This window comes from Streptomyces regalis (genome assembly GCF_001509475.1).
GTDB lineage: Bacteria > Actinomycetota > Actinomycetes > Streptomycetales > Streptomycetaceae > Streptomyces > Streptomyces regalis.
In genome coordinates, this window is the sequence record NZ_LLZG01000416.1 from 25044 (window position 1) to 38641 (window position 13598).

At 71.5% G+C, this 13598-nt stretch carries 13 protein-coding genes; 3 read left to right on the forward strand and 10 right to left on the reverse strand.

Translation table 11 applies throughout. The annotated features are described in order from the left end of the window. The 5 genes from ADL12_RS47455 to ADL12_RS47475 form a co-directional block, all read right to left on the reverse strand. A complete protein-coding gene (locus ADL12_RS47455; RefSeq protein ID WP_062715309.1) occupies positions 1-366 on the reverse strand; it encodes a TadE/TadG family type IV pilus assembly protein in 366 nt (121 codons plus the stop codon). A 1-nt stretch (position 367) separates the two neighbouring features. Further along, positions 368-688, reverse strand: coding sequence for a septum formation initiator (locus ADL12_RS47460; protein WP_062715341.1), 321 nt, complete (start codon positions 686-688; stop codon positions 368-370). 71 nt (positions 689-759) lie between these two features. Beyond that, positions 760-2025: a CpaE/TadZ family protein gene (locus ADL12_RS47465; protein WP_062715311.1), complete on the reverse strand. Its 1266-nt coding sequence runs from the start codon at positions 2023-2025 to the stop codon at positions 760-762. Positions 2026-2034: 9 nt separating this feature from the next. Further along, positions 2035-2742 carry a Flp pilus assembly protein CpaB gene (cpaB, locus tag ADL12_RS47470; protein WP_062715313.1) on the reverse strand — a complete coding sequence of 236 codons (708 nt, stop codon included), beginning with the start codon at positions 2740-2742 and terminating at the stop codon, positions 2035-2037. Positions 2743-2821: 79 nt separating this feature from the next. Continuing rightward, positions 2822-3631, reverse strand: coding sequence for a hypothetical protein (locus ADL12_RS47475; RefSeq protein ID WP_079052679.1), 810 nt, complete (start codon positions 3629-3631; stop codon positions 2822-2824). A gap of 243 nt (positions 3632-3874) precedes the next feature. On the opposite strand from ADL12_RS47475, the gene ADL12_RS47480 reads away from it, so the two are divergent. Continuing rightward, on the forward strand, positions 3875-5569 hold the full coding sequence (locus ADL12_RS47480; protein ID WP_062715343.1) for a chitinase: 1695 nt from the start codon (positions 3875-3877) through the stop codon (positions 5567-5569). Between the two features lie 13 nt (positions 5570-5582). On the opposite strand, the gene ADL12_RS47485 is transcribed toward ADL12_RS47480, so the two are convergent. Then, positions 5583-5996, reverse strand: coding sequence for a hypothetical protein (locus ADL12_RS47485; protein WP_062715316.1), 414 nt, complete (start codon positions 5994-5996; stop codon positions 5583-5585). Positions 5997-6126: 130 nt separating this feature from the next. On the opposite strand from ADL12_RS47485, the gene ADL12_RS47490 reads away from it, so the two are divergent. Further along, positions 6127-6633, forward strand: coding sequence for a SigE family RNA polymerase sigma factor (locus ADL12_RS47490; RefSeq protein ID WP_062715320.1), 507 nt, complete (start codon positions 6127-6129; stop codon positions 6631-6633). Positions 6634-6688: 55 nt separating this feature from the next. Then, positions 6689-7966 carry a hypothetical protein gene (locus tag ADL12_RS47495; protein WP_062715322.1) on the forward strand — a complete coding sequence of 426 codons (1278 nt, stop codon included), beginning with the start codon at positions 6689-6691 and terminating at the stop codon, positions 7964-7966. A gap of 19 nt (positions 7967-7985) precedes the next feature. Here the strand turns inward: ADL12_RS47495 and ADL12_RS47500 are convergent, their stop codons facing one another. The 4 genes from ADL12_RS47500 to ADL12_RS47515 all read right to left on the reverse strand — a co-directional run bounded on the left by ADL12_RS47500 (position 7986) and on the right by ADL12_RS47515 (position 13505). Continuing rightward, on the reverse strand, positions 7986-9305 hold the full coding sequence (locus ADL12_RS47500) for an Nramp family divalent metal transporter (protein WP_062715324.1): 1320 nt from the start codon (positions 9303-9305) through the stop codon (positions 7986-7988). A 90-nt stretch (positions 9306-9395) separates the two neighbouring features. Further along, a complete protein-coding gene (locus ADL12_RS47505; RefSeq protein ID WP_062715345.1) occupies positions 9396-9809 on the reverse strand; it encodes an ATP-binding protein in 414 nt (137 codons plus the stop codon). A gap of 144 nt (positions 9810-9953) precedes the next feature. Then, positions 9954-10868, reverse strand: coding sequence for an MEDS domain-containing protein (locus ADL12_RS47510; RefSeq protein ID WP_062715326.1), 915 nt, complete (start codon positions 10866-10868; stop codon positions 9954-9956). Between the two features lie 102 nt (positions 10869-10970). Then, positions 10971-13505: an ATP-binding protein gene (locus ADL12_RS47515; protein ID WP_062715328.1), complete on the reverse strand. Its 2535-nt coding sequence runs from the start codon at positions 13503-13505 to the stop codon at positions 10971-10973. Between the last annotated feature and the right edge of the window lie 93 nt (positions 13506-13598).

The following is a 13598-nucleotide window of genomic DNA, read 5'->3' on the forward strand; positions in this document are numbered from 1 at the left end:
TCAGTGGTCGAGCGGCATGGTCGCGGTCTTCCGGGCGTCGCCGAAGTCCCAGCCGGGGACGATCGACGGGATCTCGACGGTGGCGGTGACGGTGACCTCGTCGCCGCCTTCCGCGGCGTCACAGGCGACGGACAACCAGTCGCTGACCGCGTTCTGACACCCTTCCTGGGCGGCACCGGGCTCCAGCGAGGCGGCGCGCGCCCCGGCCCGGGCCGCCGTGCCCGCCTGCTGGGCGGTGTAGGCGATCAGGCCGATCTGTACGCCGGCCATCGCGACGAGAATCAGGATCGGGATGAACCCGAGGTACTCGATGGCGACCTGGCCGCGGTCGCGCCGGGCTCTGCGGACTTCGGCGTCGTACGACATCTCAGTCCTTCTCCTCCTGCACGGCCCCCGCGTGGCCCTCGACGGTGAACGGGAAGCCGATCGAGCCGGGGAAGAGGACGGGCACCTCCAGGCGCACATCGGCCGTCACGTAAAGGCCGTCAGCCTCGCACTGCACACTTGCGCCGCCCTCCCACGCGCCCGGCAGATGCCGCAGCCCCGCCTCCTCGCAGGCCGCCTGCCCCTCGGAGGCCGCCCCGGCCCGCGCCGCCTCGTCCGCGGCGTTCCCCGCCAGCGAGAACGTGTATCCCAGCAGCACGAACTGCCACAGCAGCACCAGCGTCAGGATGATCAGCGGGGTCATGCCGAGGAACTCCACGGTCACCTGGCCCCGGTCGTCCCTGAGAGCCGGTTCACAGGCCCTCAGCCGCCGCCTCACCGCCCCAGCTCCTTGCGCCGCCGGAACGTCAGCGCCGCCCGGTCCCCGGCCCGCGCCCGGCCGTTGCGGCGCTGCTGGGCGGCGGCCTCGGTGCCCTTGACCAGCCCCAGCTCCCCCGCGAGCGCCCACAGGGCCTGCTTGACCGACCCCTTGCTGTCCAGCTCGTGCACCCGGCCGGCGTCTACCGCGCCCTGGAGTTCCTTGAAGTTGGCGGGGATCGCGGTGCTCGCGATGCCCGTGCCGGTGATCCGCTGGATCAGGGCGGGCTGGATCTCGGTGGCGCGCGAGTAGCGGTTGACGACGATGGTGGTCTCCTCCGCCTTGCGGATCTGCAGGCGGTCCCACATCCGCACGGTGCGTTTGGCGCCGCGCACCGCGACCACGTCCGGGGTGGCGACGAGGAGCGCGGTGTCGGCCATCTCCACGGCGGCCGCGCTCGCGCCGGTCAGCTGGGCGCCGCAGTCGACGACGACGACCTCGTAGCGGGAGCGCAGGGCGGTGACGATGTGGCGGGCGGCGCGGTCGGTGACCTCCTCGCCGCGCTCGCCGTCGCCGGGGGCGAGGAGCAGGGCGAGACCGGTGTCGTGCCGGAACACCGCGTCCGCCAGCACGCGCGGCGTGATGTCGTTGATGGTGGCGAGGTCGACGACCGAGCGGCGGAACTGGATGTCCAGGTAGGCGGCGATGTCACCGGTCTGCAGGTCCATGTCGAGCAGGGCGGTGCTGCGGCCCGACGCCTGGGCGGCGAGGGCGAGTTGGATGGCCGTGAGGGTGGTCCCTACCCCGCCCTTCGCGCCGCTCACCGTCACGACCGTGCCGCCGACGCCGCTGAACACCTCGCCGCCGGCGCCCAGATGCCGCCGTACGCCCACCGACCACTGGGCCACCGCGTTGACGCGGCTGGCGAGCTCCTCGTAGCTCAGCGGGAGGGCGACCAGGCCTCGCGCGCCGTAGTCCATGGCGGCCTGGAAGAGGCCGGGGCCGGCGTCGGAGGTGACGAGGATGACGCCCACCGCGGGGAAGCGCAGGGCGACCTCGCGGATGAGTTCCAGGGCCGGGACGGGGCCGATGCGCTCGTGGACGACGACGACCTCGGGCAACTCGTCGATGGACTCGGCGGCCAGGCGCGCGAGAGTGTCGACGAGCTGGGTGGAGTCGGCCACCGGGGCCACCGGCTCGGCGTCGGGGAGCTGGCTGAGCAGCGTCGTGAGGGACCGGACCGCGTCCGCGTCGCCGACAGCCGGGAGGATCCTCGTGGGCATAGGGGCCTCTCACTTGTCCTTGGCGAGTTCGTAGGTGCGGTCCGTCGCGTCGACGTCGGATCCGGTACCGGGTGCCACCAGGGCGAGCCGGACCTCGTCGGCGAACGACTCGGCGTAGGTGATGCGCTGGGCGTCGATGGTCTGGAGCGCGAAGGTGATCGGGACGGCGTCGGTGGGCTCACGGTCGCGGTCGTCGGCGTCGGGCTTGAGGGCGGTCAGCTCGCCCACGTCGATGACCCTGGCGTTCTCCACGATGAGCTTGGACTGGTCGGGGTCGCCGTCGCGCTGCCCCTCGAAGGTGGCGTAGACGTTGACCGTGGAACCCGGGGTGATCTTGCCGGCCACGCCGGTCGCCGCGTCGATCATGATGGCGACCTCCTGCTCGCCCGACTTCAGGGCGGGCTGGTCGACGATCATGTCGCTCTGGAGCAGGGAGCCCTTCTGCAGGGTCGTGACGGCGATCTTGCCCTGGATCTCGCGGAGGTCGGTGACCGCGTTCTCCGACAGCCACCGCTCGGGCATCTCGATCTTCTCGAACTGGCCGGCGCCGAGCTGCGTGTAGGGGGCGACGCTCGTCTTGACCCGGTAGGCGGTGACCTCGGGACCGACCTTGGACTTCACGTCACTGATCACGGAGAGGACGCCGGCGAAGGCGCCCAGGGCGCACACGATCGACAGGAGCAGGAGTATCACGCCGCGGCGCTGACGGGAGTTCATGAACCGGACAACCTCATTGGGGGAATCGGTCGGGAGCGGTCGAGTGGGGTCGGGTCGGCCTTGACTGACCGGGGTCCGGTCAGCCTGCGCGGGCCGGTTGTTCGTGGGTGGGCGGGAGGGCGGAGCAGAAGACGCAGCGGTCGCCGATGACGTCGATGCCGCACCAGTGACAGGAGTTCTGCCGTACCGAGGTGACGAGCTGGTAAAGGACCGACAGGTCGGGCAGATAGGCGCAGAACTCGATCAGCTTGGGCGTCCCCCACCAGGTGGCCGACTCGGCGGGCAGCACCGCCTCGCGCAGGCCCTGCGCGTTCCAGACCTTGACCAGGTTGGAGGTGACCCAGTCGGACTGGAGCTGCCCCTGGGCGACCAGCATCGACGTGCGGAACTCCGGGCCGCTGAGGGTGGCTCCGGGGGCGATCCGGACCAGTTGCGGCGTCGGGTGGGCGAGCACGCCGAACTGGCTGCCGGGCACCCAGGACTTGGCGTGCGACTTGAGGTCCACGGGGACACGGTCGAGCTTGGCGACGGAGCCGAGGAGCGCTCCGGCGTGGATGTAGTGGGTGAGCAGCCGGCCGGCCGAGGCGAGGACGCCGGGGCTGAGGTCGCAGGAGGCCAGCTGCCGCAACTGGCGGGCGAGGACGGCGAGCCCGAGCGGGGGAAGTTCGGGCCGGAACACGGCGATACGGTCGCTCTCCAGCAGGGACCGCACGGTGTGCAGCCGCTGCTCCACGCCACGGGGGACGGCCCGCGAGCAGACGACGACCACATGGCCGTGCTGCTCGATCAGGGCCTGGATGCCCGCCAACGACCGCTCCAGGGGCTCCCGGTCGAGGTCGCCGAGCACGACGGCGGGCACGGTTCGCTCGTCCTGCGCCGGCAGCGCCATGTCGGCGCTGGTCACGGCAATGGCAGTTGGCACGCGCAGCTCCCCGATGACTTCATTGCGTGACTATCTGAGCACTGTATCCACGGCTCTGTGGCCGGAGAACAGCTTCTCTGCAGCCGGGAAGGAACTCCTCTCGCACAAGTCAAGCCAATACGGGGCAAGTTACGCACACAAAGTCTCCACTACCGGAATCTCTTGACAGGTGAATTGGTCTGGACCAAGTTGTTCAGCATGCCTCTTGTCATGTCCATACGCGTCATGTCCCTACGCGCCAGATTCCGGGTGGCCGCGGTCACCGCCGCCCTCGCCCTCTCTTTCCTCCCCGCGGGCCAGGCCTCGGCCGCGGACGTCAACAACGCCAAGAACGCCGGCTTCGAGTCCGGCCTGAGCAACTGGACCTGCTCCGCGAACAGCGGCACGACCGTCTCCTCACCGGTGCACGGCGGCTCGACCGCGCTGAAGGCGACGCCGGCCGGGCAGGACAACGCCCGCTGTACCCAGGCGGTGGCGGTGAAGCCCAACTCGACGTACACGCTGAGCGCGTGGGTGCAGGGCGGCTACACCTACCTGGGCGCGACGGGCACGGGCACGACCGACGTGTCGACCTGGACGCCGGACTCGACGGCCTGGCAGCAGCTGTCGACCACGTTCACCACCGGCGGCTCCACGACCTCCGTGACGGTGTACACGCACGGCTGGTACGGGCAGGCGGCGTACTACGCGGACGACGTGTCGGTGTACGGCCCCGACGGCGGCGGTGGCACCGACCCCTCCCCCACGATCCCGGGGGCGCCGGGCGGCCTGTCCGTGTCGGGTACGACCTCCTCGTCGGTGTCGCTGGCCTGGAACACCGTCTCGGGCGCGACCGGCTACAACGTCTACCGCGACGGCACGAAGGTGACCGCGGTGACCGGCACCTCGGCGACCGTCACCGGGCTCGCGGCCTCCACGTCGTACTCCTTCCAGGTCACGGCGACCAACGCGGCCGGTGAGTCCCCGAAGTCGGCGGCGGTGACGGGCACGACGAACACGCCGACCGGCCCCGGCCCCGCCCTCCCGAAGCACGCGGTGACCGGGTACTGGCAGAACTTCAACAACGGGGCGGCGGTCCAGAAGCTCGCCGACGTGCAGTCGCAGTACGACATCATCGCCGTCGCCTTCGCGGACGCGACCTCGACGCCGGGCGCGGTGACCTTCAACCTGGACTCGGCCGGGCTGGGCGGCTACACGGTCGACCAGTTCAAGGCCGACATCAGGGCGAAGCAGTCCGCCGGGAAGAAGGTCATCGTCTCGGTGGGCGGCGAGCGCGGCACGGTGGCGGTGAATGACGCGGCGTCGGCGGCGAACTTCGCGAACTCGGTGTACGCCCTCATGCAGACGTACGGCTTCGACGGCGTCGACATCGACCTGGAGAACGGCCTCAACGCCACCTACATGACGCAGGCGCTGCGCTCGCTCTCGGCGAAGGCGGGCTCGTCGCTGATCATCACGATGGCGCCGCAGACCATCGACATGCAGTCGACGTCGAACGCCTACTTCCAGACCGCGCTGAACGTCAAGGACATCCTCACGGTCGTCAACATGCAGTACTACAACAGCGGTTCGATGCTGGGCTGCGACGGCAAGGTCTACAGCCAGGGCTCGGTGGACTTCCTGACCGCCCTGGCCTGCATCCAACTGGAGGGGGGCCTGGCTCCGTCGCAGGTGGGGTTGGGGTTGCCGGCGTCGACGCGGGCGGCGGGGAGCGGGTACGTGTCGCCGTCGGTGGTGAACAGCGCGCTGGACTGCTTGACCAAGGGGACGAGCTGCGGCACCTTCAAGCCGTCGCGGACCCATCCCGACCTGCGGGGCGCGATGACGTGGTCGACCAACTGGGACGCGACGGCGGGCAACGCATGGTCGAGCGCCGTCGGCCCGCATGTGCACGGGCTGCCGTAGGAGCCCTCTGTCCTCACCCCATGGGCCGGTAATGGCCAAGCACCCAGGCCAGCTGCGGGAACCACTCCTGCAGTCGCGCCCGGGGCTTCGCCTCCACCCCGCACTCGTAGAACCTGCCGTCCATGTGGACCACGGCGACCATCAGGGCCTTGCCGTCCGGGCTCGCCTTGTAGTGGACGCTGCGGATCTCGGGCCAGTGGAACTCGATCGTGAGGCCGGACATCTCGAAGGCGACGCCGGACGCGTCGACGACGACGGAGTTGCGCTTGTCGACGGCCAGGAAGTCCGGGCCGGCCGGAGGAGCCGGTTGGGGCGGGACCGGGGCGTACGGCGGCTGCGGGGCGTACTGCGGTGGGGGCGGGCCGAAGCCCGGGACGGGCGGGGGGCCGAAGCCCGGGACGGGTGGTGGTGCCGGCTGCTCGGTCATCCGTCGGATCCTCGGTCCTTGTGCTCGCGGTGAGCTTTTTCTGTGCTGCGGTGAAACATTCTCCCTGCCCTGCCGCATCAGTGAAGTGAGGACCTCTTCTACAGCCGGCACACAGCAACAGGGGGAACGTATGAGACAGGCCCGCGCGGACGAGTACGCGGAGTTCGCGGCGGCGCGTGCCGGGCATCTGTACCGGTCCGCGTGCCTGCTCACCGCCGGTGACACCCATCTCGCGGAGGACCTGGTGCAGGAGACGCTGGGGCGGATCTACGTCCGCTGGCGGCGGGTCTCCCGCGTCGGCAATCCCGCCGCGTACGCGCAGACCGTGCTCACCCGGACCTTCCTCGCCCACCAGCGGCGGCGCAGCAGCACCGAGCGCGCCACCGACGTCCTGCCGGAGTCGGCCTCGGCCGTGCCCGACTCCATCCTGCGGCTCACCCTCCTCGACGCCCTCGGACGGCTGCCTGCCAAGGACCGGGCCGTGGTCGTCCTGCGGTACTGGGAGGACCGGTCGATCCAGGAGACCGCGGACGCGATGGACACCAGTTCCGCCGCCGTGCGCACGCGGTGCGTCCGGGCCCTGGCCCGGCTGCGGGAGCTGCTCGGCGAGGACATCGGCGTCTACGCCAGGCCCTGACCTGGCCCCCCTTCTTCCATCCTCTTCACCGACCGACCCGAAACGGTGGTGCTCCATGCCCATGGACCAGCACGACGACCAGCGCAACGGCCCCTTCGAGGATCGTCTCTCCACCGCCCTGCACACGACGGGCAACGATTTCGACACCGACCGCACCGCGCTCGCGGCCCGCGGTACGGCCCGTGGCCGGCGGCTGCGGGCCCGCCGTCACGCCGCCGTGGTGGGCGGCGCGGCCGCGGTCGCGGTCGCCTGTGTGAGCGGCGCGCTGCTCGTCACGAACGGCGGCGCAGCCGACGCCAAGCCGACGACCTCGTCCGTCGCCGCGAGCGGCAACCGGACGGCCTCGGCCACGCCGAGCGGCGTCACCGCCGAGCAGATGATCAGCACGCTGAAGTCGCTTCTCCCGGAGGGCGAGGTCAGCAAGGAGGACGGCCGGGGCACGGAGCAGCCCATGATCCCGCCGTACGCGTCGCTCGTCTTCGACGACGGCGAGGGCGCGGCGGCGATCTCCATCGCCCTGGACCGGCTGGAGCCGGGCGGCGAGGACGCCCGCCTCAACGGCGAATGCCCCGACAAGAGGCTGGCGAACTACGACGACTGCTCCGTGCAGCGGCTCCCCGGCGGGTCCGTGTTCAGGGTCGTGCAGGGGTACGAGTACCCCGACCGGCGCGAGGAGACCAAGAGCTGGCACGCGGAACTTGTCACCGCGAAGGGACAGCACGTGACCGTGAGCGAGTGGAACGCGCCCGCCGAGAAGGGCGAGCCGGTGAGCCGTCCCGAACCGCCCCTGTCCCCGGCGCAGTTGAAGACCTTCGTCACGGCCGAAGAGTGGCTCGCCCTTGTCGACGCCATGCCCGAGGACGACAAGAAGACGCAGCCGACTCCCGGCGAGGACGCCTCGGACGTCGGCGGCGGCAGGCGGACCGTCGGCATGCTGGTCAAGATGCTCCCCAAGAACCTGGAGGTTGTCGACAAGCGCGCCCAGGACTCCCAGTACGCCTACGTCGTGGTCGACGACGGCAAGGGCGAGAGCTTCCTCCAGATCAATGTGCAGCCGGACATGAGCGACGTGCGCAACGACCTCTTCGACTCCGACGACGAGACCCTCTCCGACGGGACCCGGGTCGCGACGCGCCAGGGCCCCGGTGAGAAGGGCGGCGAAGGTGTGGTGATGTGGACCGTCGACACCATGCGGCCCGACGGTCGCCGCGTCGTGGTCAGCGCCTTCAACTCGGGGTCGCAGGTGACCCCGGCCACCCGTGAGACACCGGCCCTGACGATGGACCAGCTGCGGGAGATCGCCCTCAACCCCGCCTGGGAGGCGATCGGCTGACGGCCGCCGAGAGCGCCGGTCAGAAGAACGCCGACCACTCCTGGTCCCAGATCTGCTTCACGCACAGCACGAGGAAGAGCAGCCCCGCGATCGCCAGCATCGCGTTGCTCAGCGGTCCGTTGCGCCACTCCCTCGGTGTGCGCGAGGAGTTGAGGAGCCAGATCAGAGTGCCGGCGAGGAACGGCATGAAAGCCGCACCCAGAACGCCGTAGAGGATGATCAGGCGGAAGGGCTGGCCCTGGAAGAGCAGGACCATGGGCGGGAAGGTCAGCCACAGCAGGTACGCGCGGAACGGCCAGGAGCGTTCGCGCGCACCGGAGGCGACCTCCTCGCCCTTCTGCCGGTCCTCACCCCGGAAGCAGGCGACGAAGTCCGCGAACATCAGGCTGACGCCGTGCCAGACGCCGATGAGGGAGGTGAAGGAGGTGGCGAAGAAGCCGATCAGGAAGAACTTGGCCGTCGCCGTGCCGTACTCGTCCGCCAGGATGTCGCCGAGCTGGATCAGGCCCTTGTCGCCGCTCGCGATGGCGATGTTCGCCGAGTGCAGGAGCTCCGCGCCGACGAACAGCATGGCGATGACGAAGATGCCGGTGGTGGCGTAGGCGACGCGGTTGTCGAGCCGCATGACCTTCATCCAGCCGGTGTTGGTCCAGCCCTTGGCGTTGACCCAGTAGCCGTACGCGGCAAGGGTGATGGTGCCGCCGACGCCGCCGATCAGGCCGAGGGTGTTGAGGATCGAGTCCTTCGCGTCGGGCAGGACGGGCAGCAGGCCGGCGAAGGCGTCCGGGAGGTTCGGCATGACGCGGATCGCGAGATACACGGTCACCACGAACATGACGCCCACCAGGATCGTCATGACCTTCTCGAAGACCGCGTACTTGTTGAACCAGACGAAGACCAGTCCGACCAGGGCGCAGGCGATCGCCCACCACTCCAGGTCCATCACGTTCGGGAACAGCGCCTGCAGTGGCAGCGCGCTCGACGACATCGCGGCGGCGCCGTACACGAATCCCCAGATCACGGCGTACACGCCGAAGAACCAGGTGGTCCAGCGGCCCAGGCTCGCCCAGCCGTCGAAGAGCGTGCGGCCGGTGGACAGATGCCAGCGGCCCGCCGCCTCGGCGAGGGAGATCTTGACCAGGCAGCCGATGACGGCGGCCCAGAGCAGGGTGTAGCCGAAGTTGCTGCCCGCGATGAGGGTGGCGACGAGGTCGCCGGCGCCGACGCCGGTCGCGGCGACGACGATGCCGGGCCCGATGTACCGCCAACTGGACTTGCGGGGGCGCGAATCCGCCTCGCCGGCCGGGGATGCCTCTGTGTTTCCCGTGGTTTCCGCCATGGTGGTCAAGAAAGCTCAAAGGGGCCGGTCGGACAAGAGGGCGTGCGCGATCTCCACCCGATGTGCTCATGGGTGTTCGGGCGGACGCCGCTACGGCTGTCGCCGACCACAGTCGTCGGACCCGCACGTCGTGAGCTCGAACCACACCGTCTTGCCCGACCCGTCCTGGTGGCAGCCCCAGCGCCGGGCGAGCGCATCCACCAGGAACATCCCCCGGCCGCTCTCCGAGGCGCCCGCGTCCAGCACCGCCGGGACGCGCCGGCCGCCGTCCTGGACCTCGCAGCGCAGGATGCCGTGCGCGGCGAACAGGGTGAGCCGGAAGCGGCTCGCGGCGTGCAGCAGAGCGTTGGTGGCCAGTTCACTCACCAGCAGTTCGGCCACGTCCGCCAGATCGTCCAGGTCGGCGAGTCCCCAGCCCTCCAGTTGCCGGCGGACCGCCGCGCGGGCCTCGCGGACCGCGGAGGGACGGGGGTCGTATTCGACGCTCAGGTGGCCGGCCCCCATCGGCGGCTGGGGATACGAACCGTACTGAGGACCGGGATCCGGGAAGCGCGCCCCGTCGAGGTGCAGCATGGGTCCAGGGTGGCGCGCACGGGAGTACCGCGCACGGGGAGGAATACCTGATTCCATACCTGCACCGGGGCCCGGCTACCCGTACTGCAGCCGTACGCTCGCCCCCTCCCGGTCGTCCCGGACGTCGACGTACGCGCACACCTGCCGGGCGAACCACAGCCCCTGCCCCGGTTCCAGTTCCGTGCTGGACGGCGGTACGAAGCCCGCCAGCGGGTCGTCGACGCGGTGCGCGGTACGCAGTTCGCAGATGCAGGCCGGGGCGTCGCCCCACAGCACGGCGCCGTCGAACGGGCCGAGGGCGGCTGCCGCCTCGGTGACGGCCGTGGCGAACAACTCCGCGTCCGCGGCGCTCAGTCCCCGCGCGCTCGCCCAGGCGCATACGGCGTCGGCGGTGAGGTCCGGGCCGGGCAGGCGCTGGGCATCGGCGGCGGGCGGCGGCAGCGGTACGGCGTCGAGTTCGGCGGCGAGGCGGACGGGGTCCTCGTAGACGCCGGTGCCGGGGTGGGCGCGGCGGGCGGCGGCGACGATCGCGGGGCCCGCGACGCGGGAGTCGTAGGCGCACAGGGCCGTTGTCGCGAGCGGGGCGAAGAGGAGGTTGGCGAGCGCCTCGTAGCGGATCCACTCGGCGGTCTCGCGCGGCGAGCGGCCCGCGCGGCCGCCCCAGACGGGTTCCATGAGCAGATGGATACGGCCACCGGGGCCGGCGTGCGCGGCGAGGTAACCGGCGCCCTGGGCGACCGCGTTGGCGGCGGAGCCGGTGTACCACTCGGTGTGCGGGACGAGGCCGACGCTCTTGGCGTCGGTGCCGAGGGCGTCGCGCAGGAGGTCCAGGTTGCCGGGGGCGGCGATGGCCACGGGCGGGGGTTCTCCGGGGGCGGCGAGCGCTTCGGTGAGGAAGGGGAGGGCGGCGGCGAGGAACTCGTCGTCGGACTCGAAGACGGTCATGCGGTGGTCGAATCCGGGCTGGGCCGAGGTGGGTTGAGTGGTCACGGTCCGGGCTCCCTCTTGGGTGCGATGGGTGGTTGGGTGCGGTGGCGGCAGTGGGTGCGGCGCGTGGGGTCGATGGCGGTGGCGGCTCGGTGGCCGGAGTTCTCAGCGTTGCGCCGCCATCCAGGCCGCGATCTGGCTGCGGTTGCTGAAGCCGAGCTTGCCGAGGATGCGTTCGACATGGCCTTCGGCGGTGCGGCGGGCGATGACAAGGCGGTCGGCGATCTGCTGGTTGGCGAGTCCCTGGGCGACGAGTTCGGCGACCTCGGTCTCGCGACGGGTGAGACGGACGCCGGCGGCGGGGTGCGTGAGGCGGACGCCGCCCGCGGGGTGGTGGGAACGGGGCCGGACGTTCGTTTTCCGTGCGGCGGCGGGCCGTCGGGGCCCTGTGGCGTCGTGGGCGGCGTACTCGACGGTCTCCGCCAGGTCGAGCCCTGCGCCGCGTTCGTACGCCCGCTGGAAGTCGGGTCGGCCCAGGGCCTCGCTTGCCCGGGTCTCGCTGTCGTGGCGGGTCGAGTTGAGGGTCGCCGATCCCCAGCGGTTGCGGTCGATGCCGGCCCAGATGCGGTCGGCGGCACCGAGCAGGACGGCCGCGCGCTCGTGGGCGCCCGCCTGGGTGGCGATGCGGGCCAGGAGGTCGAGGGTGAGGGCGATGCCGATGACGTCGTGGACGGCGAGTTTGAGGCGCAGGGCATGGCGGGCGTGGTGTTCGGCCCGGCGCCAGTCGCGCTGCACGGTGTGGGCGAGGGCGAGCATCCGCAGGACGTACGAGTGCACCCACTCCTCACCGTGCCGTTCACACATCCGGCGCACCCCCTCGCAGACCTCGACGGCGCGCTCGGCCTCGCCCAGGAACCCCAGGGCACAGGCGAGTTCGACCTGGTCGAGGCCGTGCAGGCTGAGGTGCTGGCCGGGGACGGGGCCGCGGGCGACGCTGGCCTCGAAGTGCTTCAGCGCGGTCGGCAGGTCGTCCATGAACAGGGTGATGACGCCGATGACGTACTCGGCGTGGGCGGCCTCGGCCTCGTCGTCGAGGTCACGGGCCAGGGTGTGTGCGTCCCGGGCGCGGGCGAGGCCTGCGGTGAGGTCGTGCGTGGCGGCGGCGAGGAGGCCCGCGATCCACAGGCCGCGGGCCCGTTCCCGGGTCGGCTCCGGGTTGGCGGCCAGGGCGCGGTCGAGCCAGTAGCGGCCCTCGCGGGGGGCGCCGCAGGCGTGCCAGTAGAACCACAGGGTGCCGGCCAGGCGCAGTCCGGCGAGGCGTTCGCCCGGGGTGGCGAGGCTGAAGTCGAGGGCGGTGCGGATGTTGTCCTGGTCGGCGCGCAGACGGGCGACGATCTCGCGCTGGCCCGGGCCGAACCAGGCGCTCTCGCAGGCGGTGGCGCGCTGCAGCATCCAGTCGCGCTGGCGGCGGCGGGCCGCGGGCTCCTCGCCGGGGAGTCGGCGCAGGCGGTCCAGGCCGTAGTGGCGGAGGGTGTCGAGGAGGCGGTAGCGGGAGCCGTCGGGGCCGTCCTCTCGGGACAGTACGGATTTGTCGACGAGGCCGGTGACGGCGTCGAGGACGTCGTCGGGATGGATGCGGGGGGTGGCGGGCGCGAGGCGTTTTTCGCCCCCGCCGCCCCTACCCGACCCGTCCTCCAGGGGCGCTGCCCCTTCGACCCCGCCAGGGGGCTCCGCCCCCTGGACCCCCATCGGCCCTGAACGGGCCTCGTCCTCAAACTCCCCCAGAGGGGGCACCCCCAGACAGGCTGAAACCGCCTCCGCCGTCTCCAGGTCGAAGCCCCCCGCCAGCACCGACAACCGCGCCCACACCAACTTCTCCGGCTCGGTGCACAGTTCGTGGCTCCAGTCGACCGCCGCCCGCAGGGTCTGGTGGCGGGGCAGGACGGCGGGGCTGCCGCCGGTGAGGAGGCGGTAGCGGTCGTCGAGGCGGTCGAGGAGTTGGTCGACGTCGAGCACGCGCATACGGACGGCGGCGAGTTCGATGGCGAGGGGGAGCCCGTCGAGGCGGCGGCACAGGCGGGCGACGGCGGCCCGGTTCGCGGCGGTCAGGCGGAAGCCGGGGACCACCGCGGCGGCTCGGTCGGCGAAGAGGGCCAGGGCCGGACAGCCCTCGGGGCTGGAGAGGTCGCCGTCCGGGTCGGGGACCGGCAGGGGCCGTACGTCCAGGAGATGTTCCTCGGTGAGGCCCAGGCGATGGCGGCTGGTGGCGAGGATCCGTACGCCGGTCGTGCCGTGCAGCAGGGCCGCGGCGAGTTCGGCGCAGGCCGGCAGCAGGTGTTCGCAGTTGTCGACGAGCAGGAGCAGCCGGCGGTCCCGCACCTGCTCCACCAGCGCCTGGAGCGGTGGCTGCGCGGAGTGGTCGTGCAGGTCGAGCGCGTCGGCGGCGGCGAGCGGGACCAGCGCGGGGTCGTGGAGGCCGGAGAGGTGCACGAGGCGCACACCGTCCGGGAAGGTGCGCCGGACACTGGCCGCGATGCGGGTGGCGAGGTGGGTCTTGCCGACGCCGCCGGGGCCGGTCAGCGTGACCAGTCGTGTCCTCGCCAACAGCTCGCGTCCGGCGGCGAGTTCGTCGCGTCGGTCGACGAAGCTGGTCGTCTCGACCGGCAGCTGTTGATCCCGTCGTGGCGCTGATCCGCCCATGATCAGCCGTTCCTCCGGGGTGGTGTCGAAGGGAGCCCAGGAGCAGGGGAGTCGGGGAGCAGGGAGTCGGGGAGCAGGGGAGTCGTGGAGCGG